Origin of the sequence: Tunturiibacter empetritectus (genome assembly GCF_013410875.1) — a bacterium.
GTDB lineage: Bacteria > Acidobacteriota > Terriglobia > Terriglobales > Acidobacteriaceae > Edaphobacter > Edaphobacter empetritectus.
In genome coordinates, this window is sequence record NZ_JACCCU010000001.1 from 1,242,339 (window position 1) to 1,264,951 (window position 22,613).

Below are 22,613 nucleotides of genomic sequence, written 5' to 3' on the forward strand. Positions count from 1 at the left end.
TGCAGGCGGCCGTGAGGAAGGACCTCTGTTGACTACTGCACGGTGAGTGCAATGGTCGTGTTTTGTGTGAGGCTGCCGGAGGTGGCCGTAATGGTCACCATCTGCAAGCCAGACGGGGTGCCGGGCGTTGCCGGAGTTGTTGGAGCGGTGGGAGCCGGTGCGGAGGCGACCGGTGTCGTGGCGGCGTTTGAGGAGCCGGAGCAGCCGACGACGACGCCAGTGGAGAGGATAAGAAGCGCGAAGAGACTCAACAACTGCAAGGGATGAGAGTTGCCGAGGGCGCGTCTGCGGGTGAAGACAAGGAGAGAGCCAAAGGGCAGGAGGAATGCAATCGTGATGCCGGTTGTGTGTTTGGTCCAGGGGGTGTGCTTCTGGAGATGCGCCATGCTGGCTGCGGTCTGGATGGTGACAGTGCTGGTAGCTGCTGCCGTGGGCGTGACGGAGAGAGTGCTAGGGGAAAAGGTGCAGGTGACGCCGACCGGACCGCTGCAGGACAACGATACGTTGCCGCTGAAGCTGTTGGTTGGAGCGACACTGATGGTCGCCGTAGTCGATTTGCCCGCAGTGACAGTGGCGGCAGAGGTTGAAGCACTGAAGCCAAAGGCTGCGGGGGCGGTGGAGGCTGTGGTGTTGGCGATGCCGGCGAAGAGGCCGTGGATTTCGTTAGCGAGACCAGCGGCGATGTAGAGCGTGTTGGGATCGCCTGCGCCTGCAGGGGTTGCGTTGCTTTCTCCGAAGACGATCTCCCAGAGGGATGGGAAGGAGAGAGCCTTGCCGTTGGCGTCGGTGGGTTGGCCGAGGAAGGCGAAGGTGGTGGGGTTGTAGACGTTGATGAGGCCATCGCCGAAGTTGCCGATGAGGAGGTCGCCGCCGAAGACGCCGAAGCCTGTGGGAGCGATGGCGACGCCCCAGGGCGCGTTGAGGTTGCCGCCGGTGACGGCGCGGGATACAAAGTTGCCGTTAAGATCGAATACGTCGACGATGCCGTTACCCGCGCCTACGGTCTGGACGTAGCTGGTAGCCGCGGCGCGTGGTCCGGAGGCGGAGACGGCATAGGGTCCGACGATTGGCGAAGGGGCAGGAGCGGGAGTTGGGGTTGGTGTGGGGGCGGGTGCTGGAGTGGGTGAAGCAGGGGAAGAGGTGTTGGTGCTGCGAAGGGCGTAGGTGACGAAGACCTGGTTGCCGATGACGTGCACGGCAAAGGGCGCGTAGTTGGCGGGGAGGTTGGTGTCGGTGAAGGCGCCGGCGAGTTTGGCGGCGTGGAAGCTGGTGTCGTAGATCTCGATGTCAGAGCCTGCTCCGAAGTTTGCAGCAAGGAGGAAGGTTCCTGTGGTGTTTGTGAGGAGGGCGATGTCCGTGTAGTCGGCGCCCGCTGCGTTGTTATTGACAGCGATCTGGGCAACGCTGTTGGTGGTGCCGAGAGCGGAGTTCCAGCCGCTGATGGTTCCGTCGATAGTGGAGAAGAGGAAGGCGGCAGCGGGCCCGTTGGGCAGCTTGAAGTTGGTCTTAGAGGTGCTGAAAATAGTACCGGTGGGAGAGCCTGTGCCGGTGCCAGCGGCGGTGGGGATGGTTACTTTGAAGGGAATGGTTCCGGTCGTTGTGGCAAGGTAGTCGAGCCCGGTTGCCTGGGTGTTGATCCAGAAGGCGGGCCCGATGGAGACGCCCCAGGGATTGATGAACTGTGGATCTGTAACGGTGGCGGTTACCGATCCGTCGGACAGGATGTTGGTGGTTTGATAGGAGCCTGCGGTTTGTGCTGAGGCCGCAACGGTAAGAGACGAGGTTGCGAGGAGAAGAGCAAGAAGATTTTTTACGTTCGATCGGATTTGAGTGCGAAGACCGCGACGCGAGGTGAGTTTGTTTGTGGCAGGGACCGTTGAACAAGATTTGCTGGGCATGATCTCTCTCTTTTCTCTGCGTGAGGCAGAATTGCTTGCCGGTGAAGACGGGTCCGGTCAAGTTGAAGAGTAGAGAGAGCGGGGAGGGGAGTTGTCAGCAGGAGGTCAGATGCGAGTCTTTTAATTGCATCATGTGAAGTCGTATGGAGAAGGACGAACCGGCCTGCACCGCTCCTCTTTGGGAGGAGCGGTGCAGCGAAGAAGCGATTTTAGAACGGAATGTCGTCGTCGGTGATGCCTACGTCGGCGTAGTCGGGCTGGCTGGACGGGGTGCGCTGGTCGTAGCTGGCTGTGTTGGACTTGGAGTAGCCGCCGGCGGAGGCACCTTCGCCAGCGGGTTTGCCGCCGAGCAGGGTGAGTTCGTTGCAGAGGATCTCGGTCTTATACTTCTTCTCGCCGCTGGTCTTATCGTCCCAGGAGCGGGTCTGGATCTTGCCTTCGATGAGGATCTGCGAGCCTTTTTTAACGTAGTCGCGGACGACCTCTGCGGTGCGCTGGAAACAGACGATATTGTGCCACTCGGTCTTGTCGGCCCAGTTGCCTTGGGCGTCTTTTTGCCGGTCGGCGGTGGCGAGCGAGAAGCTTGCGACGGTCATGCCGCCGGCTGTGGCGCGGATCTCGGGGTCTTTGCCGACGTTGCCGAGGAGGAAGACTTTGTTGACGCCTTTTGCCATGTGAAGAACTCCGGTTTTGTTTACGAAAGTGAGGTGGCTGCCCTGGGTGGTGTTTCAGGTGCGTGCCGTGGAACGCTGCCCGAAGGCACTTTGGTGCATAAACTGTATCCGCTTCGTGTCGAAGCTGCGGATCTTCTACAACGATCCAACCGCATCTACGTGGGCGGAAGACCATATCTTACACCATGCGAGGGTGGGCTTTCGCTGGTCCGAAATCCTCACTTGCCGAGGCTGTTTGCGCCCTGAGAGGCCATGAAATTGTGGTGTTTTTTGTGTTGGGGTGCGTGCAAGGAAGATCGCACCGGCTGTGTGGGAGGGGAGAGGGGGATGGACTATCATTGCTATCTCAACGAAGAATAATCCCCGGGGGTTCCAGTGGGCCAGTCTTATGCGATCGCTTTCAGAGATGGCTTTTTCTTCCGGTGTCTTCCGGGATATCGCTCTGGCGCGGTGTTGTCCGTTGTGATGGGCTATGCGATTTGCCTTACGGTGTCTCTGCTTTTGCTGACCGGGTGCCGCTCCGGGCAGGGCGTTGCGGGTCCGACGGTGGAGTTTACGAAGATTCCTCCCGCCGCGCAGGGCGGCCGAGAACGGGTCGATACAGTCTCGGGACGTGTCCATGGCGCGCGGCCTGGCCAGCGGATCGTCATCTACGCGATGAGCGGACCGTGGTGGGTTCAGCCGTGGCCGGATCAGCCGTTTATTCCTATCCAGGCCGACTCAACGTGGAGTGCGACGAGTCATCTTGGGTTCAAGTATGCCGCGATGCTGGTGGACCCGGGATATCAGCCAGCGCCTACGATGGATGTAGCTCCGGCGGCCGGCGGTTCAGTGGTGGCGCTGGCAATTGTCGATGGTGTAGGCAAAGCTCAGATTGCGCCGACGGTGCCGATTAAATTCAGCGGCTATGACTGGGGAGTTCGAACGATTGCATCGGATCGCGGAGGACTGAATCTTCCGTATGAGGGCGATAACGCATGGGTCGATCCGGAGGGAGCGCTGCATCTTCGCATCAGAAAGAAGGGGAACAAGTGGTCTTGCGCGGAGGTGGAGATGGCGCGAAGCCTGGGATATGGAACGTATATCTTTACGGTGCGAGACACGGCTCACCTGGAGCCGGCTGCGGTTCTGAGTTTGAACACCTTCGACGATTTTGGAGGAGAGCAGAACTACCGTGAGGTGGATGTTGAGATGAGTCAGTGGGGCGATGGGACGAGCAAGGAAAATGCGCAGTTCGGCATTCAGCCTTTCTATGTTCCGGGCAATGTGGCGCCGTTCACGGAGCCTGCGGGGAAGTTGACTCACTCGTTTCACTGGGAGCCTGGGCGCGTGAAGTTTGTGACGGTGCGCGGAGACTCAGCTGACAAAGGCGCTCCGGTGGCGGAGCATGTCTTTACCTCGGGCGTGCCGTCGCCTGGCCACGAGAAGATGCAGTTGTTGTTCTACGTGGTTGCGAGCGATAAGTATCCGATGCAGAAGGACAGCGAAGTTGTTCTGGAGAAGTTCGAGTATCTTCCGTGATGGGGCTATGAAAGTTTATCGGCTGGTCGGAAAATTGGTGGCCGTGCTGGTTGCGATGTGTTTTGCCCGGACGGTTTATGCGGTCGATCCGAATCGGGCTATCTCGCAGTACATGCGGGAGAACTGGGGGCTTGAGAGAGGTTTTATCGGGGGGGCGGTAAGCTCGATCGCCCAGGGGCCTGATGGGTATCTGTGGGTCGGGACGGAGAAGGGTCTGTTTCGCTTCGACGGGATGAGCTTTCAGGAGTTTCAGCAACAGGCTCCGACGGCGCTTCCGATAGGACCTGTTCAAGAGCTGATTACCGACTCTCAATCGAATCTGTGGATACTGCTGACGAATACTACGATCCTGCGATATCACGCCGGGATGTTCGACCCTGGGCACAGCCAAGCAGAGGTTGGAATTACATCGATTGGGCGGCGCAGGGATGGCTCGGCGCTTCTCTCGTCGTTGGCCCTGGGGCCGCTTGGATATCACGCAGGTAAGTTCGATGTGCTGACTGCAGCGCAGGCGCCGGGGAGGACCGATCCTGCTCAGGCGGCGGTGATGAACGATGAACTTTCGAGCCGGTTAAGCTGGGCAACGGGCGTGGCGACTCATCGATTCGCCAAGCCGAATACTTCGGTGACGGCGATTGCTGAGACGAGCGATGGCGTTGTGTGGCTGGGGACGCCCGATAAAGGTCTCTTCTACCTGGGAGGCGGGCAGATTCACGACATAGCACCTCGGGTAGAGGGAAGGATCAACTGCCTGCTTCCGATGCAGAACGGAGAGCTGTGGATTGGAACCGACAGAGGCGTTCTGCGCTGGACGGGGTCGAAAGTTACTCGCGAAGGCGTGCCCTCGGAGCTTGGGAAGGTGTCGGCTCTGTCGGCGATTCGCGACAGGGATGGAAACATCTGGATCGGCACGTCTCATGGACTGCTTCGATTCAACGCGCGCGGTGTCTCCTCCGATGAGGACGATACGGTGGCCTCCAATCTGGCGGTGAACTCTCTTTTTGAGGATAGAGAGGGGGATCTGTGGATTGGGACGCCACGAGGTTTGGAGAGGCTTCGCGACAGCACTTTTGTGAGCTTTGCGGTTGACGAAGATTTGCGATCGACCAGCGGTGGTCCGGTCTACATCGATTCGGGGGAACGCACTTGGTTCGCTCCTCTCGACGGCGGATTGCGTTGGCTGAAAGATGGAGTGGCCGAGAAGGTTACGGCAGGGGGTCTGGACAGAGATGTGGTCTACTCCATCACGGGAAGCCAGGATGAGTTGTGGGTGGGCAGACAACGGGGCGGACTTACGCGGCTGCGTGTTGCCAAGGGCGGCTTCGAGACAAAGACCTACACGCATGCGGACGGACTGCTTCAGGACAGCGTGTACGCGGTTCATCAGAACCGCGACGGATCGGTGTGGGCTGGAACACTCAGCGGCGGGGTCAGTGAGCTGAGGGACGGCAAGTTTACCTCGTACACGACGGCGAATGGAATGCCCTCGAATACGGTGACAGCGATGGCGGAGGGGGCGGACGGAAGCATGTGGGTCGCAACGCCGGTTGGCCTGACTCAGCTCTTGCATGGCCAGCTGCGAACCTACACAGAGACGGAGGGATTGCCCTCACCGGATATCAATTGTCTGCTCGAGGATTCGAATCACGTGTTGTGGGTTGGGACGACATCGGGCCTCGCGTATTTTAGTGGCGGTGCGGGCCATATTCCACGCAATGTGCCGGTGGCGTTGCAGGAGCAGATCTTCGGAGTGGCGGAGGATACCAACGGATGGTTGTGGGTTGCGACCTCAAATCGCGTTCTGAGAGTGAGGCGGGATAAGCTGCTGAACGGTTCGATCGCGGAGGGCGACGAACGGGAGTACGGGACGACCGATGGCCTGAATGGAGTCGAGGGGGTGAAGAGGCAGCGGTCCGTTGTCGAGGATTCGCTGGGACGGATCTGGTTTTCGATGAACCACGGGCTCTCGGTCGTCGATCCGATTCGAGCTGCGCGGGGCGCCGCGCTGGTTCTGGCGAAGATCGATGCCGTTGCTGTCGATGGAGATCTGGTTGATATCAAGACAGCGGTTCGTATCCCCTCGGCTCGCCAGCGGGTTACGTTCGGTTTTTCCGGTGTAAATCTTGCACTGCCGGAGCGGGTTCGATACAGGTATCGTCTGGATGGATTCGATCGAGGCTGGAGTGAGCCGGTCGAAGTGCGGGATGCCTTCTACACCAACCTCGGTCCGGGGTCTTACAAGTTTCGCGTAATCGCCGCGAACAGCGATGGGGTCTGGAATCTGGATGGGCCATCGCTGGATCTTACGGTTGTTCCGGCGTTCTACCAGACGAGTTGGTTTCTGCTGTTGTGCGCGGCAGCGGTGGCAGCCGTGGCTTGGGCTGTTTATCAGTGGCATGTCGGACAGGTGACTTCGCGGATGGACCTGCAGTTTATCGAGCGGCTGTCGGAGCGAACGCGAATTGCTCGCGAGCTGCACGATACTCTGCTGCAGAGTTTTCAGGGGTTGATTCTTCACTTCCAGACCGCCCGGGATCTGATTCCGAGAGATCCGTCGGAGGCGGAGAAGAATCTTGACTCGGCTCTGCAGAGCGCGGACCAGGCGATGGTGGAGGGGCGAAACGCAATCTATGACATACGATCCTCTACGTTGGTCGACCACGATCTCGCGCACATGATCACGGCGCTGGGAGAAGAGTTAGGCGGCAGTCTCAGAGAGGGAATGAGGCCTGGGTTCTCTGTCGTCGAGGAGGGTACTGCAAAGCCACTGGATTCGATCTTCCGGGACGATATTTACCACATCGTTCGAGAGGCGCTGCGGAACTCCTTCAAGCATAGTGAGGCGCAGAAGATCGAAGCGGAGATTACGTATGGGAAGAGGCTGCTGCGCGTGCGGATTCGCGACGATGGGAAGGGAATCGACCGGAAGGTTCTGGAGCAGGGAGAGCGCGCGGGCCACTGGGGACTGCCTGGAATGCGAGAGCGTGCAAAGCGGATTGGCGCGCGGCTGGCGGTTTGGAGTGAGGCTGGTGCCGGGACGGAGGTAGAGCTCAATGTCTCCGGCTCGCTCGTCTACGAATCAGCTTCTCCTCAGCTTCTGTCTCGACTCTTTCGCAGGAGTGGAGCCAGAGATAAAGGGTTGTGACTGGCAGGCGTGGCTTATTTGCGGATGAGAAAGACAAAGCGGAGCAGGAAGAGTGTGGCGAGGAGATAGAGCATCCAGTCCTGACGGCGGGCGCGGCCGGTGAGCAGTTGGAGGAGGGCGTAGCTGGTGAGGCCGAAGCTGAGGCCGTCGGCGATGGACCAGGTAAGTGGGATGGTCGCAACGGTGAGGAAGGCGGGGATGCCTATCTGCGGGTCGTCCCACTCGATCTCGCCAAGGCCAGTTAGCATGAGGCCGCCGACGAGGATGAGCGCGGGCGCTGTGGCGAAGGTGGGAATGGCTCCGACGAGTGGTGCAAGAAAGAGCGAGAGGAAAAAGAGGATGCCGGTGACGATGGCGGTGACGCCGGTGCGGCCTCCCGCAGCGACTCCTGCGGAGGACTCGATGTAGCTTGTGACGGTGCTGGTGCCCGCGAGGGAGCCGAGGATGGTGGAGCTGGCATCGGCGAGGAAGATGCGGTTGAGGCGGGGAATGGTGTGGTCGGGGGCGATGAGGCCGGCGCGCTGGGTGACGGCGACAAGCGTGCCGATGTTGTCGAAGAGGTCGACGAAGAGGAAGACGAAGATGATCTCGAAGGCTCCGATGTGGAGCGCGCCGAGGATGTCGAGGTGGAAAGCCGTGGACTTGATTGCGGATAGGTCGTAGTGCGTCGGTTCCCAGTGGACCTGATGGCAGAGAATGCCGAGGAACGTGGTGGCGAGGACGCCGATGAGCATGGAGGCTCGCACGCGGAGTACTTGCAGGATTGCGATGAGCAAGAGGCCGAAGATTGCCAGCGCAGTGCCTGGAGAGCGGAGATCTCCGAGGGTGACCGTGGTGGCGGCGCTGGGAACGATGATGCCCGCGTTGCGAAATCCGATGAAGGCGATGTAGAGGCCGATGCCTCCGCCGACTGCAGCGTGCAGCTGATGAGGGATGGCTGCGACGAGGCGCTGGCGGATGCCGGTGAAGGTGAGGGCGAGGAAGATGATGCCCGAGAGGAAGACTGCGCCAAGTGCTGTTTGCCAGGGGACTCCCATGCCGAGGACGACAGTGTAAGTAAAGTAGGCGTTGAGGCCCATGCCGGGCGCGAGGGCGAGCGGGTAGTTGGCGATGCTTCCCATGAGGATGCTGCCGAAGGCCGCACAGAGGCAGGTAGCAGTGGTGACGGCGGCGAGCGGCATGCCGGTTTTACTGAGCAGCGACGGGTTCACGAAGATGATGTACGCCATCGTGATGAACGTCGTAAGGCCGGCGAGGATTTCTGTTCGCCAGTTGGTCGCATGTGCAGAGAAGCCGAAGTAGTGCTCCAGGCGAGTGCGGAGGTGCATCAGGTCAGGGCTCCTGTGAGGCGGGAAACTAGAATGGATGGAGTAGTACCAGCATAGCGTGAGAGGGCTTGGATGAAAGCAGAGGATGTGAAGAAATTACTTGGGTTGCAGCCGCATCCGCGCGAGGGTGGGTGGTATGTGAGGACGTACGAAGCTACGGAGAAGGTGGACGCCAAAGCGTTTGGCGATAAGAGATATGCGGGGGCGCGACGGACTGGAACTGCGATCTACTATCTGTTGGAGCCGGAGACGTTCAGTGAGATGCATCGACTGAAGTCGGATGAGGTGTTTCATTTTTATGCCGGGGACGCGGTGGAGATGCTGCAGCTGGTCGAGAAGGGGAAGGGCCAGACAGTCGTGATCGGGAACGATCTGTTGCGAGGCCAAAGGCCGCAGGTGGTGGTGGAACGGGGCGTGTGGCAAGGGTCGCGCCTGGTAGCGGGAGGACGCTGGGCGCTGCTGGGGTGTACCGTGAGCCCCGGATTTGAGTTCGAGGACTATGACGCCGGAGAACGTAAGGAGCTGTGTGAAGCGTGGCCCGAGTTTGTTGAGGAGATTACGGCTTTAACTAGAGTTGTTCGCTGAGTTGGATTCTCTCTTTGAAGATGTTTTCTCCGGCGGATGAGACGCTGCTCTATCTGATGTTGTACCGTGATTCTATTGTTTGATAAGGACTGAATGAAAGATCTGCTTAGCGGCGTGCTTGACCATATTGCGGCCAATACCAGGCGCAAGGTCCTCGCTATTTACAGCCTTTTGCTGCTGATGAATGTTGCCGCCTGGATGTGGGCTTTTCTTGCGTTTCGACACTATCCGGTGTTGCTGGGTACGGCGTTTCTGGCTTACAGCTTCGGCCTTCGTCATGCGGTGGATGCCGATCATATTGCAGCGATCGACAACGTAACGCGGAAGTTGATGCAGGAGGGCAAACGTCCTGTCGCAGTGGGATTCATGTTCTCGCTCGGGCACTCGACGATTGTAGTTCTGGGGTCGATTGCGATCTCGGCTACAGCACTATCGCTGCAACATCGGCTGGATGCCGCGAGACATATCGGCGGAGTGGTTGGGACGCTGGTCTCGACGCTGTTTCTCTTCGGAATCGCGATCGTGAATATGGCCGTTCTGCGGTCGGTGTATCTTGCTTTTCGGCGGGTTCGCCGAGGGGAGCGCTATGTTGAGGAGGACTTCGATCTGCTGCTGGGCAGCCGCGGATTTCTGTCTCGTCTCTTTCGGCCAATGTTTGCGTTGATCCGGCACAGTTGGCACATGTATCCGCTCGGCATTCTGTTTGGCCTTGGATTCGACACCGCGACGGAGATTGGGTTGCTTGGCCTCTCGGCCTCCGAGGCCGCCAGAGGGCTGTCGCTGTGGTCGGTTCTGGTGTTTCCTGCGCTGTTTGCGGCGGGCATGTCTCTGATCGACACCACGGACAATGTCTTGATGTTGGGCGCGTATGGGTGGGCCTTCGTGAAGCCGATTCGCAAGATCTACTACAACATGACGATCACGTTGATCTCGGTGATCGTTGCAATGATGGTGGGCGGCATCGAAGCGCTCGGACTGATGGCGGACCAGTTTCACTTTCATGGGACGTTCTGGTCCTGGGTCGGCACTCTCAATGAAAACTTTGGCACACTAGGCTACGTCATCATCGGACTCTTTGCTTTGAGCTGGATCGTCTCGATCTGGTTCTACAAGTGGCGCAGGTTCGACGAGTTGGAAGTGAGTACATAATTTTCTTCGACGCCTGAGCCTGTGAGAGCTGCACTTTTTTAGATAATGCGAAGGAACAAAAACTTGAGGGACAGCATGAACTTTGCTGCCCCTCAAGAATGATGGATGCACGTTTGTGCTTTTGTGCTTACGGGTAGAGCACGACAGGATTCAGGCTGCCTCCATTGCTGCTGTTGGCGGTTGCGCCTTGCCCGTTGATGACATGGGTGATCTGCCCGCTGCCATTCAGGAAGACGGTCCCGACGTCATGAATCGCGATTCCACTTTTGTCGGGGACGGTCATCGCGTTGTCTTCGATGATGTTGATCCCTTGGTTGAAGAAGGAGTAGATGCCCAGGCCGTACGCCTGATGGGTGGTCGCTGAGTTGGAGACGACGTAGGACGGATAGCCATTGGCAGTGCCATCGGTCCATGCGCTCTGGCTCGGCGGATCGTAGGGCAGTTCACTCTGGTAGAAGATGGTTTCGCCGCCGCTACCGTTCCACAGCACCTGCTCCTTCTGGTAGTGCTCCACGGCGAGGCCGGTTGCGGTGACGTTATCGCCGTTGACGACCAGGCCGTGATCCGCGGTGTTTACGATCCAGCCGACGCCATTGCCGTGGTCCGCGCGCCATGCCCAGATGTCGTCGAGCAGAACGTCGTTGCTGTTGATCTCGATACTGGTAGTGGCGCTTCCAACGGTGGCTCCGCCGATCCGGATGAAGACATCGCTCAAGGACGACGGATTTGAAGCGTGATTCCCGAAGAGATTAAATCCGAAGCGGTCATCCAAATCTCTCAGTCGGGAGCAGCCTAACTGAATCAGCGCGGAGGAGTTGACGGGACCGGCATCGACGATGAGACCGGCGATCTCGACTCCATCTACATCCGTGACGGTGAGCGCCGGTCGGCCAGTCTGCGGAACAAGCGTGGCAAAGCCGAGGCCAAGCACGATGGTGTTGGGATAGAGGACGCGGATGGTGTCTTTGAGTTGATAGACGCCGGGCGTGAGGATGAGACTCTTGCCAAAGAGTAGTGCGAGATTAATAGCCTCTACGTTGGTCGAGGGGGTCGCGATGAAGAAGTTGTTGATGGATCTTGAATGGCCGGGCGTGCCTGCGCTCGCCCAGCTGACACCGGACGAGTTTTTCTGCAGTTTGGGAACAAATACCTTGTAGGTGCCGTCGCTGTCGCTATAGAGGAATGGTCTCTCTCGGCTGACCGGCGTGCTCGGAAGGGTCGTGTAGGTAGGATTCGGATAGCTTTGTGCGGGCGCACCTGTGACGCCGGAGAAGACCTGGTTCCAGACCCCGTTCGACCAGCTGCCGATGTTGCTGTTGCGTACGTAGAACTGCTGCTGAGACCCGTTGACGATGGAGCCGGTTTCGGAGTCGGCGATGAAGCCTCCGCTCGCATACGAGGGGCCTGTGCAGTAGTCCATCAGCGTGCTGTTGCCGGTGATGTGGACGCGACGCATCGGGGCAGCCTGCGATACGGCCCAGAACTCACCGGAGTAGCAGCCGAAGTTCGGCGTGTTGACGTTGATGGCGAGGTTCGACAGCGACCGCCAGAAGTTGTCGAGTGCGGTGCAGCCATTGCTGTCGCACTGATTGTAGACATCAATGGAGCCGTTGATGACCACATCGTCCGGCGAAGCGCCCAATCCGGCGACCTCAGTGTAGAAGCCTACCTTGAAGTTGAGGGGCGTGGCAGCGCTGCCGTAGACGCCGGGCTTGAATAACAGGGCATAGCGCTGAGTTCCGAACTGGTTGCTTATTTGCTGATTGGAGATGGAGTCAACCGTTGCCTGGATCTGGCTCGTCGACATACTTGGGTCGAAGACGTAAACGTTGGGGCCAAGGTTGGATGTGTTCTGAGCGACTGCTGAACTGGCGAATGCACCTGCGGCTAAGAGAAGTGTTCCGATGAGGCGCGCGAAGGCTGGCTTCGCAGGGATAGACTTACTCGCTTTGTGTGTCACGTTGGCAACTCCGGTACGCATGGGGTGGATTGCGCCGGCAACGATAGTCTGCGTTTTAGTCCTTGTCAATCGAGGACTGTAGGCAATTTTCGCCCCACAAAAACGTTTCAGCTTATCATCCTTTTACAAAGGATTCGCGAGTTCGAGATTGACTTTATAGGAGCTTCATCGCGTCCGGATCCCACTTCACGACTTCGCCGCGCTCCATGCTCAGGTTACTCAGCAGGGCAGCGCCGGCTGCGCGGAAGCCAAACACCGCATCTTCCACGACAGGCTTCCGCGTGCGAACCGCAGAGAAGAAGTTGCTGAAGTGGTCGTAGCTGTCGCTGTATCCGGCGGGAGCTACAAATTTTTCAAACCCAGCGGATGGACCGCCTGATGGATGCGTGACCGGATACTTCTGCCGGTAGTCTTCAAGGATGCGCTTTTGCATCGCATCGGTAAAGGTTCCGATCGTGTAGCCGGGTTCTTTCTGGAGAGGCACTCGGTTGACGCTGACGGTGCTGCCCGCGATCTCCATCGTTCCTTCCGATCCGGTAAAGATCAGGCCTTCACTCTCCTCGCCGCCGTCTACGAAGTTTACGCGGAGGCTGAGGTTGAATCCTTCCCGGTAGTCAAAGAGGCCAAGCATCACGTCGGGGACGTCGCGGCCATCCTTCCAGAACCGCAGGCCACCGGTTGCCATCGCTCGCGTGGGGCCATGTGAACCAGTGATAAAGTGAGTGCCGCTGAAGAGGTGCACGAAGAGATCGCCAGCTACGCCGCTGCCGTAGGCCTTCCATTTGCGCCACTGGAAGAAGTGCTCGGCGTTGAAGGGAATTTTGGGCGCAGTCCCCTGAAAGCGCGGCCAGTCGCAGGTTTCGGTCGATGCGTCGAGCGGCACGGTATAGTTCCATGCGCCCATGGAGGAGTTGCGGTCCCAACGCGCAGTGACCATGTTGAGCTGGCCGATGGCGCCTGAAGCCAGCAGCTCCTTGGCCTTCGCGTAGATGATCGAGCTTACGCGCTGGCTTCCGATCTGGAGGATGCGGTTTGTTTTGCGTGCGGTCTCGATGATCTCGGGCCCGTCGGAGTAGAGGTGAATCATCGGCTTCTCGCAGTAGACGTCTTTGCCCGCGTTCATGGCGTCGACGGCTGCCTGCTTGTGCCAATGATCCGGTGTGGCGATGAGGACTGCGTCAATATCCTTGCGGGCTAGTATCTCCTTGTAGTCGCGGGTTGTGAAGATGTCGCTGCCCCATAACTCTTTGCTGCGTTCGAGCCTGCCGTCGTAGCAGTCCGCTACGGCCACCAGCTTCACGCCCGGAACCTGCACGGCGGTCTTTGTATCGCCTTGACCCTGAATGCCCGCCCCAATCAATGCGAACTGGATGTGATCGTTGGCTGCAACCGGCACGGCGGGGCTGGTCTGAGCTGTTGTGAGCGCATACATCCTTGATTCCAGCAACTTCGACCCCAGCAACGTCTCCGCGGTTGCTGTTCCCGCGGCCTTCAGGAAATTTCTACGGTTCAACACGTGCCCCTGTCCTCGCATGATGAAGTTGACCACTACCTGCAACCATATTCTCCGCTAAAGATTTTGTCTCGCAGGGTAGAGCAGGGAAGCGGAGTGCTCCATGGCTGCGCTGGCCGGTTGCAGCTCGCGGATTGTGTCAGAACACCGATCTGTTTTTGCTTTGCTATTAGAACTGCGAAGTGGATACTGGCCTGTATGTCTGCGACGGCGGCTATCTTGGGAAAAGTCGGGCTTCCGTTGCCGCTCAAAGAGATTGCTGCGCGTCACTGGGATGCGATCGTTGTGGGGGCGGGCCACAATGGGTTGGCATGTGCAACATACCTGGCACGGGCAGGCCAGCGCGTGCTCGTGCTGGAGAGCCGCGAGCGAGTCGGGGGAGCCTGCACCGTCGAAGAACCGTTTCCCGGCGTTCGGATGTCCCCCTGCGCGTATCTTGCCGGACTGCTGCATCCGCTGGTGATTGAGGAACTCGGTCTGCCGAGCCGCGGCTTTACGTGGACACCCGCTGTCAACGGACTTTTTGTGCCCTTTCTTGATGGCAGCAGCATTCAGCTTTGGGATGATGACGCGCGATGTGAAGAAGAGGTTCGCCGCTTCTCGCCGCGCGACATTGAAGGCTGGCGCGCGATGAACGATGTTGTCCGTCGATTGCGAGATAAGCTTCGGCCTGCAGGCGGCGTCCTTAGCGACAATCCATCCGCGGGCGGGCGCGATCTGTGGATTGGCGATGCACCAACACAGGAGCAACTCGAAGATCTGCTCCAGGGTGACGCCGAAGCGCACCATCTACTCTTGAGCTGGTCGATGGCGGAGTTTGTCGAGCGCTATCTAGTCGACGAACGGTTGCAAGCCGCTTATCTGGGACAAGGCGTGATCGGCACCAACGCGAGCCCTTTTGACGCAGGTACGGCCTCCATTCGCTTTCATCACTCCTCCGGCCGTCTCGGCGGCATGCCAGGCATGTGGGGTTATGTGAAGGGTGGCATGGGCATGGTGTCGTTTTACTTCTGCGATGCTGCCCGCGAGGCCGGAGCAGTTGTGGCCACAGGCGTCAACGTGGCGCAGATTCTTCCCGGCGAGGGCGTACTACTGGAGGGTGGAGAGCGCATCACAGCGCGGGTGGTCGTATCGAACGCAGACCCGATCCGCACCTTACGAATGCTGGATAGCGGCGCAGACCCAGCCTGGGCTGCCAGGGTGCGCTCGGTGCCGATCGAAGGATGCACCGTCAAACTGAACGTATTGCTTCGCGAACTGCCGAACTTTACCGCTCGACCGGGAGTTGACGAGCCGCATCACTACGGTCAGATCAACGCTCCGTTGACGAAAGCGGAGTGGAAGGCCGGCTATGCAGCAGCTCGTGCGGGATCCTTTCCGGAGCAGCTCTGGTGTGAACTTTACTTCCAGAGTGTGCACGATGAGACCGTAGCTCCAGCAGGTTTGCACACCATGAGCGTCTTCGCGCAGTACGTCCCTTACAAGTTTGCGTCAGGCAGTTGGGAGGAGCGTCGCAGCGAGGCAAAGGCTCTGGCGTTGCGCTCGATCGGTCGCTATTGCAGCAATCTGCAAGACGCCGTTGTCGACGCGCAGGTGATGGGACCACCTGACATCGAGCAGAAGGTCGGCCTCACCGGCGGGCATATCTTCCAGGGCGAGTGCCTTCCTGCCTACATGTGGAGCAAGCGTCTCGCCGCAAGAACTCCGATGAAGGGCGTCTATCTGTGTGGCGCTTGTACCCATCCTGGCGGCAGTGTGATCGGCATCAACGGGCGCAATGCTGCGATGGCGGTGCTCCGTGATCTGGATGGCGAGGTAGCACGAAAGGTGTAGTACACTTACGAATCTCTACAGATATCTTGGAAGTGAATCACCCTTTTCCTCATTCGTTGGGGCCGGCTGGTATGCTTGCTCGCCTTTCTGCATCTGTCGAGCGGCCCATCAGAGATGATGGACCCGAGCTGAAAATTTGCAATTGTATCCAGGAGCTCGATGCAAAAAGTAGCAGCATTTTTTGATTCGCTTATCGCTTCGTCACTCTTTCCTTCGCGCCGCGTCATGGTGGGGAGTGCACCACGATCAAGCCGCTTGCTTAAGCTCCGGTCGGGATGCATCCAGCTTCTGACCGCCGCCCTGGTGCTGCTGGTGATGACAGCCTGCGGCGGAGGAGGAGGGGGTAGCAACTCTTCTCAAAGCCCCACCATTACGACGCAGCCCGCGAATCAGGCCGTGACTGTGGGACAAACAGCTACGTTCAGCGTTACCGCCACTGGAACCGCGCCACTCACTTATCAGTGGTCCAATAACGGAACAGCGATCGCGGGAGCCACTTCAAGCACCTACACCACTCCTGCAACTGCGATCGGAGACAACAGCTCGAAGTTCACGGTGACTGTATCTAATTCTTCTGGATCGGCCAACAGCAATCCTGCCACGCTTACGGTGACGATTGGCCTGCCAGTGATTACGACCCAGCCGGTGAGCGTGAATGTTTGCAATAACGCCTCGGCGACGCTCTCTGTAACAGCAACCAACGCCGTTACATACCAGTGGTCTCTCAACGGATCGCCGATTGCGGGCGCCACCAGTTCTAGCTACTTTATCGCCAGCGCCATCGCAATCGATGCCGGCAGTTACACCGTAACGGTTACAAATGCCGCGGGCAGCGTCACCTCGCAGGCGGCCACAGTTCTGGTAGGAACATCGATCACGTCGAATCCTGCCAGCCTTTCGATTGCTCAGGGCCAGACCGCCGCATTCTCCGTCGCGGCAGCGGGAGATGCTCCGTTCAGCTACCAGTGGTACGTAATTACTCCTGGCGGTTCGACGGGAGCTGCGATCGCCGGTGCCACCGCGAGCACCTATACCACCCCGGTAGAGGGACTTGGTTCCAGCGGCTCGCAATACTACGTCACGGTGACGGATACCTGCGGGACCGTTCTCACCAGCACCTCGGCTACTCTCACGGTCACCGCGGGCAATGTGCCCCCCACCATCACCGTGCAGCCTGTGCGCCAGACCGCAGCCGTTGGCAGCACCCCAACGTTTAGCGTGACCGCCGTCGGGCCTGGTACGCTCACCTACCAGTGGTATCGCATTCCAGCGGGAAGCACCACCGGCACCGCGAGCGCCGCCCCAATCTCGGGCGCAACCGCTGCCACCTACACTGTGCCAGCGACAAGTACTACTGCCGCCAACGACCAAGACGGCTACTATGTCATCGTTTCGAACAGTTACGGGCAGGCAGTATCTCAACCAGCCATTCTTGCGATTGGCGCTGGAATCCTAATTACGCAGCAGCCAGTCACCGTATATGTGAGCGCGGGAGCGTCGGCGACCTTATCCGTGACCGCGACTTCTACCGCCCCACTGACCTATCAGTGGTATAGGGCAGCTCCCGGAACCACCGTCTTCAACGCAATCGCAGGGGCGACGGGTGCGACCTACACGCAGGCTTCTACTGCCACCACGGACTCCGGCTCGGTATTTCGTGTTGTGGTTAGCAACGGATCCACAGCTTCTGTCACCAGCAGTTCCGCTTCGCTGTTTGTCGGAGCTCTGCCTGCTATCGGCAATCTCTGCACTGGCTGGACCGCAGTTGGCAGTGCGCAACCGCCTTCCCCTCCACCCTGCGCCATTCAATTTTTTGCCACGGCTTCAAACAATCAAACCAGCGCGATTGTCTGGCCGAGCCTTATTCCTACGGGCAACCTTCAGATCAGCTTTACGGTTGCCACCAGTAATGCAACCACTCCCCCTGCGGACGGCTATGCCATGGTCCTGGGCGACCCATCTCTCGGAGCAACGCTGAGCAAGAACGGTGCCTTTGGAAGCGGTCTGGGCGCTCAAGGTATTCCTGGAGTCGTGGTCGTCTTCGATGATTACCACGATACTAACGATCCACCCGTTCCTTACATCGCCGTGACCAGGGGAGAGACCAACCTGTTCCGCAACCCGTACTTCTTCCTCAACACAAATGTCCCTCCCCTTGCCACGCCGGGAGCGACGGTATCGCATGATTATGTCGTCTCCGTCGTGCAGGGGGCGATGACTGTCACGATCGATGGCTTGCAGGTTTTTTCAGGCAGCGTCACGGTTCCCCCGGTCGCTTATCTTTACTTCACGGCATCAACCGGCGATTTCACTGAGCAGACAGTCATCAGTAATGTGTCGGCTACTGTTGCTGCACCGTCAAACTAGCGGACGAGAAAAATCTAAAACTTCGAAGATCTAGGTGATACCTCTAGAAGGTTGAATGGCGGAGAGTGAGGGATTCGAACCCCCGATAGACTTACGCCTATGTCTGATTTCGAGTCAGGTGCATTCAACCGGGCTCTGCCAACTCTCCGCATTTTCAATCACCCTGGACGCTTGTCTTTGGCGTGGCCAAAGCAGAGGTGTGCCAGCGTTAATTGCAGTCTGAGGAACTGTAACTAACCTATCGGTGGCACCCGCAACACCAGCAGGCGTGCGATGCAAAAGAGCATATTCATCGATAGTGATCTGTGACCGGGCATCTCTCAGAAAGGTTCGGAGATCCTGCCCAGCTAGAACAAGTCTACCGGCAAAGGCGGGTCTGGTGCAATGCCGCCTTATCCCCATCGACTCCACCCAGGCCGTGTGCCAGGCGCACAGCATCTGTTCATCTAATATGGTGCGAGTGTGCAAGGTGAGAGCATGGAGATACAGATGGGCCTCCGTTTAGAAGTCTTCGAAGCCATAGTCGGTGGAGGCAGATATTGAGAAGTGAAGACCTCTCCGGAAAGAGAGTTGTCGTTACCGGGGCGACCGGCTTCCTTGGAGGTTATGTCGTCGACCAACTTCAGAGAGCCGGCGCAACCGTCATTGCCGTCGCCGACCGCAGCCGCATCGCTCGTCGTCTCGAACATCCCACCCGATCCATCGAAACGCTCTGGTTCGACCGGCCGGATCAGCTGGCACAGTCGGTTCAGTCCGCGAAACCCGACTACGTGATCCATCTTCACGCAGCCGTGACGACAAACCGCAGTGCCGCAGCAGTTCGCAGCACGCTCGAGACGAACCTGCTGCCCTCGCTCGATCTGATGACGGCCTGCGCAGAGATGCAGGTGAAGCGGCTCATCCTCATCGGCTCAGGAGAGGAGTTCGGTCCTGTCACCGGACCCTTCGATGAAGACACCGCACCGGATCCTGCCTCGCCCTACGGCGCCAGCAAGGCAGCGGTCACTGCGTATGCCCGGATGTTTCATCGCGCCTTTCAACTCCCCGTCGTGGTGCTCAGGCCCTCGGTCGTCTACGGGCCCTTCCAGGCTCCCCGCATGCTCATCCCGCAGGTGCTGCAATCTCTCTTCGAAGGAAAAGAGGTCTCCGTCACAGAAGGCAGGCAGACACGCGACTTTATTCACGTAGAAGATGTGGCCAGGGGCGTCGTCCACGCTCTTGTCAGCGAGGGCGTCGAGGGTCGTTCCTTCAACCTGGCCTCAGGAGAGGTGGTGACCGTGAGAGATTGCCTCGAGCGGATCGAGCGCATCACCGGCCGCCACGGGCTCATTCGCTACGGCGCTCTTCCGTATAAAACAGGCGAGATCTTTTCCTACGAACCGATTGCAGAGAGAACCTTTTCGGCTCTCAACTGGCGGCCTGCCATCTCTCTCGAAGAAGGCCTTGCAAAAACCTGGGAGGCCCTTCGAGATTGTTGACTTTAGCTGAAACCACACTAAAGTAGAGAGCAGGAAGAGAGCCTCTTTGATCCCCGTAAAACCGCTTATTTCAATCGTAGTACCTGTCTTCAACGAGGAGGCGAACATCCTTCCTTTCTACGACGCGGTGTGCGTTGAGACAGAAAAACTGGCGGACTTATACCAGTTCGAATTTGTCTTCACCGACAATCACAGCTCCGATCAGACCTTTCCCCTCCTGCGGGATCTCGCCGCGCGCGATAGCCGGGTTCATGCCTATCGCTTCTCGAGAAACTTCGGATTCCAGCGTTCGATCATGACCGGCTACACACGCGCACGTGGCGACGCAGCGATCCAGCTTGACGTTGACCTTCAGGATCCTCCCGAGTTGATCGCAACTTTTTTAGAGGAGTGGCGGCAGGGAGCCGATGTCGTCTATGGCGTCCGCATCAAGCGGCAGGAGTCCTGGCTCCTCAATCTGCAAAGAGTCATCTTCTATCGTCTGATCGATCGTCTCAGCGAAGAGAAGATTCCCGTCGATGCGGGCGACTTTCGCCTGATCAGCCGCCGCATCATCGATCTGCTCAAAAGCTTCGAAGACGCTCAACCGTATCTGCGCGGCACCATCGCCACCATGGGTTTCAAGCAGGTTGGAATACCGTACAGCCGCAACGCGAGGCTACGCGGAGAGAGTAAATTTCCATTCTCGAAGCTGGTGTCGCTCGCGCTGGATGGGATTCTGAATCATTCGGTGGTGCCGCTTCGTCTCTCCACCTACTTCGGGCTGGTCGTGTCGGTGATCACGTTGATCTCGATCATCGGCTACACCTCGGCAAAGCTGATCTTCCGCTCGGAGTGGCCGGCAGGCTTTGCCACGCTGGCGGCTCTCAGTCTGGCATCGATCAGCATCAATGCGATGCTTCTCGGCATCATCGGCGAATACCTCGGCCGTATGTATCACCAATTGAAGAAGCAGCCTCTGACGATCATTGAAGATGTAGCCGGAGTGGCAGAAGGAGACAACTTGCTTTTGACGCCAACGGTTACAAATAGTTTGTCGGGGAATTAGAGGGATGAGACGTGACTTGGCGAAACATAGAGACAACATAGATACTTAGCACGACACTTGGTCACGAAGGTTATCGATTCATATTGCGTCGACAAAAAGAGGAAATCAAAGCATGAAAGCAGTCATCCTCGCGGGTGGACTTGGAACACGGCTGTCGGAGGAGACCACGCTTCGACCCAAACCGATGGTGGAGATCGGCGGCAGGCCGATGCTCTGGCACATTCTCAAGATCTACTCCCAGCACGGCATCAACGACTTCATCATCTGTTGCGGATACAAGGGCTATGTCATCAAGGAGTTCTTCGCAAACTACTTTCTCCACATGTCCGACGTCACCTTCGACATGCAGACGAACAAGATGCAGGTCCACAATTCGGTCGCCGAACCGTGGCGCGTCACGCTGGTCGATACCGGGGATCTGACCGGAACAGGCGGCCGGCTACGTCGCGTGAAGCAGTACCTCGATCCAGGCGAACCCTTCTGCATGACCTACGGTGACGGCGTCGCGGATGTTGATATCACGGCATCGATCGCATTTCACAAACAGCACCAGAAGGCTGTTACGCTCACAAGCGTTCAGCCCATCGCCCGCTTCGGCGCGCTGGGATTCAACAACACGCAGATCTACTCCTTCCAGGAGAAGCCGTCCGATGAGGGAGGCTGGATCAACGGCGGCTTCTTCGTGCTCGAACCGTCGGCGATCGATGCGGTCACCGATGACTCACAGATGTTTGAACGCGAGCCAATCGAGACGCTCGTCAACAAGGGAGAGGTGCATGCGTTCTTCCACCGCGGCTTCTGGCAGGCGATGGATACCCTCCGCGAAAAGCAGCACCTGGAAGAGCTCTGGCAGACGGGCAAGGCACCTTGGAAGACTTGGTAGATCGCTCGCCAACCACCACCAAGCTCACTGCCCTTCTGCGAATTTGCAATCAGAGGCGAAGAATTTAGAACCAAGAAGCTTAAACCAGGAGACGCGGAGGTTTCATGTCGCACGATGCGAAGTTCTGGGCCGGAAGGCGCGTCTTTCTCACTGGGCATACCGGCTTCAAAGGGGGATGGCTCGCTCTGTGGCTCTCTCGTCTGGGCGCAGAGGTGCGAGGCTACTCGCTCAATCCCTGCACGATCCCCAGCCTCTTCGACGCAGCACGCATAGGCAGCCGTGTAGAAGACATTCGCGGCGACATCCGCGACGCAGCCCACCTGGAGAAGTCGATGAAGGACTTCGCCCCGGAGGTCGTCTTTCACCTCGCCGCTCAGCCTCTCGTGCGTCTCTCCTACGACGATCCCATCACCACCTACGAGACCAACGTCATCGGCACAGCGCGCGTGCTGGACTCAGTTCGCCGTACGCCGTCGGTTCGCGCCGTAGTCTCGGTCACGACCGACAAATGCTACGAGAACAAAGAGTGGGTGTGGGGTTATCGCGAGACCGATCCCCTCGGCGGCTACGATCCCTACTCCAGCTCCAAGGCTTGCGCTGAGATCGTCTCCGCCGCCTTCCGCCAGTCATACTTCCCGGTCGACAAGATCGCCAGTCACCGAGTAGCCATCGCCACCGCACGTGCCGGCAACGTCATCGGCGGAGGCGACTGGTCGCTCGACCGCCTGCTCCCCGACCTCGTCCGAGGTTTTCTCTCCGGCAAGCCCGTGCCCATCCGCCGTCCGCACGCGATACGTCCCTGGCAGCATGTGCTTGAGCCGCTCCACGGCTATCTGAGCCTCGCCGAAAAGCTGCTCTCCGCCGACCCCGCGAGGTACGCGACAGCCTACAACTTCGGCCCGGCAGACGACGACGCACGTCCCGTAGGTTGGATCGCAGAGCGCATGACGCGCACCTGGGGCGACGGCGCCTCATGGGTTCTCGACGAAGACCCCAGCGTGCACGAAGCCGGCTATCTCAAACTCGATGCGAGCCGGGCTCGCGCAGACCTGGCTTGGACGCCCCGCCTCCATCTCTCCGACGCACTCGATTGGCTCGTCCGCTGGTACAAGGCGCACGAAGCAGGCGCTGACATGCAGGCTTACACCTTCGACCAGATCGGCCAGTACGAGACGATCCTTGCCAGCCCACCGGCATTTTAGATCCGACCGGAAGCGTTCCTCTCAGCAAG

The 22,613-nt window shown here is 58.7% G+C and carries 15 protein-coding genes and 1 tRNA gene; 10 read left to right on the plus strand and 6 right to left on the minus strand.

Going from position 1 to position 22,613, the window contains the following annotated elements; genetic code table 11:
• Positions 1-32: 32 nt before the first annotated feature.
• Positions 33-1,898: a TIGR03118 family protein gene (locus HDF08_RS05190; protein ID WP_179637494.1), complete on the minus strand. Its 1,866-nt coding sequence runs from the start codon at positions 1,896-1,898 to the stop codon at positions 33-35.
• Positions 1,899-2,107: 209 nt separating this feature from the next.
• A complete protein-coding gene (locus HDF08_RS05195; RefSeq protein WP_179637495.1) occupies positions 2,108-2,572 on the minus strand; it encodes a single-stranded DNA-binding protein in 465 nt (154 codons plus the stop codon).
• A gap of 462 nt (positions 2,573-3,034) precedes the next feature.
• Between HDF08_RS05195 and HDF08_RS05200 the strand changes: the two genes are divergently transcribed.
• Both HDF08_RS05200 and HDF08_RS05205 read left to right on the plus strand, forming a co-directional pair.
• Entirely contained in the window at positions 3,035-4,093 is a 1,059-nt protein-coding gene (locus tag HDF08_RS05200) for a LamG domain-containing protein (protein ID WP_373563171.1), read from the plus strand.
• 7 nt (positions 4,094-4,100) lie between these two features.
• Positions 4,101-7,238, plus strand: coding sequence for a sensor histidine kinase (locus tag HDF08_RS05205; RefSeq protein ID WP_179637496.1), 3,138 nt, complete (start codon positions 4,101-4,103; stop codon positions 7,236-7,238).
• A gap of 14 nt (positions 7,239-7,252) precedes the next feature.
• On the opposite strand, the gene HDF08_RS05210 is transcribed toward HDF08_RS05205, so the two are convergent.
• Positions 7,253-8,566 (minus strand): NCS2 family permease, encoded by a 1,314-nt coding sequence (locus tag HDF08_RS05210; protein ID WP_179637497.1) that lies wholly within the window; start codon positions 8,564-8,566, stop codon positions 7,253-7,255.
• 72 nt (positions 8,567-8,638) lie between these two features.
• On the opposite strand from HDF08_RS05210, the gene HDF08_RS05215 reads away from it, so the two are divergent.
• Together HDF08_RS05215 and HDF08_RS05220 are read left to right on the plus strand one after the other, a co-directional pair.
• Complete coding sequence (locus HDF08_RS05215; protein WP_179637498.1) at positions 8,639-9,151, plus strand: cupin domain-containing protein; 513 nt, start codon at positions 8,639-8,641, stop codon at positions 9,149-9,151.
• A gap of 93 nt (positions 9,152-9,244) precedes the next feature.
• Positions 9,245-10,300, plus strand: a complete 1,056-nt coding sequence (locus HDF08_RS05220) for a HoxN/HupN/NixA family nickel/cobalt transporter (protein WP_179637499.1) — start codon at positions 9,245-9,247, stop codon at positions 10,298-10,300.
• 127 nt (positions 10,301-10,427) lie between these two features.
• Here HDF08_RS05220 and HDF08_RS05225 read toward each other — a convergent pair whose 3' ends face one another.
• Together HDF08_RS05225 and HDF08_RS05230 are read right to left on the minus strand one after the other, a co-directional pair.
• A complete protein-coding gene (locus tag HDF08_RS05225) occupies positions 10,428-12,329 on the minus strand; it encodes a coagulation factor 5/8 type domain-containing protein (RefSeq protein WP_218884500.1) in 1,902 nt (633 codons plus the stop codon).
• 85 nt (positions 12,330-12,414) lie between these two features.
• A complete protein-coding gene (locus tag HDF08_RS05230; protein ID WP_373563173.1) occupies positions 12,415-13,776 on the minus strand; it encodes a Gfo/Idh/MocA family protein in 1,362 nt (453 codons plus the stop codon).
• A gap of 195 nt (positions 13,777-13,971) precedes the next feature.
• Here HDF08_RS05230 and HDF08_RS05235 point away from each other — a divergent pair, with 195 nt between their 5' ends.
• On the plus strand, positions 13,972-15,606 hold the full coding sequence (locus HDF08_RS05235) for a phytoene desaturase family protein (protein ID WP_179637500.1): 1,635 nt from the start codon (positions 13,972-13,974) through the stop codon (positions 15,604-15,606).
• Between the two features lie 159 nt (positions 15,607-15,765).
• Positions 15,766-17,973: an immunoglobulin domain-containing protein gene (locus HDF08_RS05240; protein ID WP_179637501.1), complete on the plus strand. Its 2,208-nt coding sequence runs from the start codon at positions 15,766-15,768 to the stop codon at positions 17,971-17,973.
• Positions 17,974-18,029: 56 nt separating this feature from the next.
• Here the strand turns inward: HDF08_RS05240 and HDF08_RS05245 are convergent.
• A tRNA-Ser gene (locus HDF08_RS05245) sits at positions 18,030-18,121 on the minus strand.
• A gap of 391 nt (positions 18,122-18,512) precedes the next feature.
• Between HDF08_RS05245 and HDF08_RS05250 the strand changes: the two genes are divergently transcribed.
• From HDF08_RS05250 to rfbG, 4 genes are all read left to right on the plus strand, one after another.
• Positions 18,513-19,451: an NAD-dependent epimerase/dehydratase family protein gene (locus HDF08_RS05250; protein ID WP_179637502.1), complete on the plus strand. Its 939-nt coding sequence runs from the start codon at positions 18,513-18,515 to the stop codon at positions 19,449-19,451.
• Between the two features lie 46 nt (positions 19,452-19,497).
• The gene (locus HDF08_RS05255; RefSeq protein WP_218884501.1) at positions 19,498-20,499 is read left to right on the plus strand and encodes a glycosyltransferase family 2 protein; all 1,002 of its coding nucleotides are present in this window, start codon (positions 19,498-19,500) and stop codon (positions 20,497-20,499) included.
• A gap of 112 nt (positions 20,500-20,611) precedes the next feature.
• Positions 20,612-21,382: a glucose-1-phosphate cytidylyltransferase gene (gene rfbF, locus HDF08_RS05260; protein WP_179637503.1), complete on the plus strand. Its 771-nt coding sequence runs from the start codon at positions 20,612-20,614 to the stop codon at positions 21,380-21,382.
• Between the two features lie 104 nt (positions 21,383-21,486).
• On the plus strand, positions 21,487-22,584 hold the full coding sequence (rfbG, locus tag HDF08_RS05265; RefSeq protein WP_179637504.1) for a CDP-glucose 4,6-dehydratase: 1,098 nt from the start codon (positions 21,487-21,489) through the stop codon (positions 22,582-22,584).
• Positions 22,585-22,613 lie beyond the last annotated feature (29 nt).

Excerpts from the sequence above, each read along its gene's own strand:
- HDF08_RS05240 (WP_179637501.1), top strand. The coding sequence starts at position 15,766 with ATGCAAAAAGTAGCAGCATTTTTTGATTCGCTTATCGCTTCGTCACTC.
- rfbF (WP_179637503.1), top strand. The coding sequence starts at position 20,612 with ATGAAAGCAGTCATCCTCGCGGGTGGACTTGGAACACGGCTGTCGGAG.
- HDF08_RS05190 (WP_179637494.1), bottom strand. The coding sequence starts at position 1,898 with ATGCCCAGCAAATCTTGTTCAACGGTCCCTGCCACAAACAAACTCACC.
- HDF08_RS05210 (WP_179637497.1), bottom strand. The coding sequence starts at position 8,566 with ATGCACCTCCGCACTCGCCTGGAGCACTACTTCGGCTTCTCTGCACAT.
- HDF08_RS05235 (WP_179637500.1), top strand. The coding sequence starts at position 13,972 with ATGTCTGCGACGGCGGCTATCTTGGGAAAAGTCGGGCTTCCGTTGCCG.
- HDF08_RS05195 (WP_179637495.1), bottom strand. The coding sequence starts at position 2,572 with ATGGCAAAAGGCGTCAACAAAGTCTTCCTCCTCGGCAACGTCGGCAAA.
- HDF08_RS05215 (WP_179637498.1), top strand. The coding sequence starts at position 8,639 with ATGAAAGCAGAGGATGTGAAGAAATTACTTGGGTTGCAGCCGCATCCG.
- HDF08_RS05205 (WP_179637496.1), top strand. The coding sequence starts at position 4,101 with ATGAAAGTTTATCGGCTGGTCGGAAAATTGGTGGCCGTGCTGGTTGCG.
- rfbG (WP_179637504.1), top strand. The coding sequence starts at position 21,487 with ATGTCGCACGATGCGAAGTTCTGGGCCGGAAGGCGCGTCTTTCTCACT.
- HDF08_RS05220 (WP_179637499.1), top strand. The coding sequence starts at position 9,245 with ATGAAAGATCTGCTTAGCGGCGTGCTTGACCATATTGCGGCCAATACC.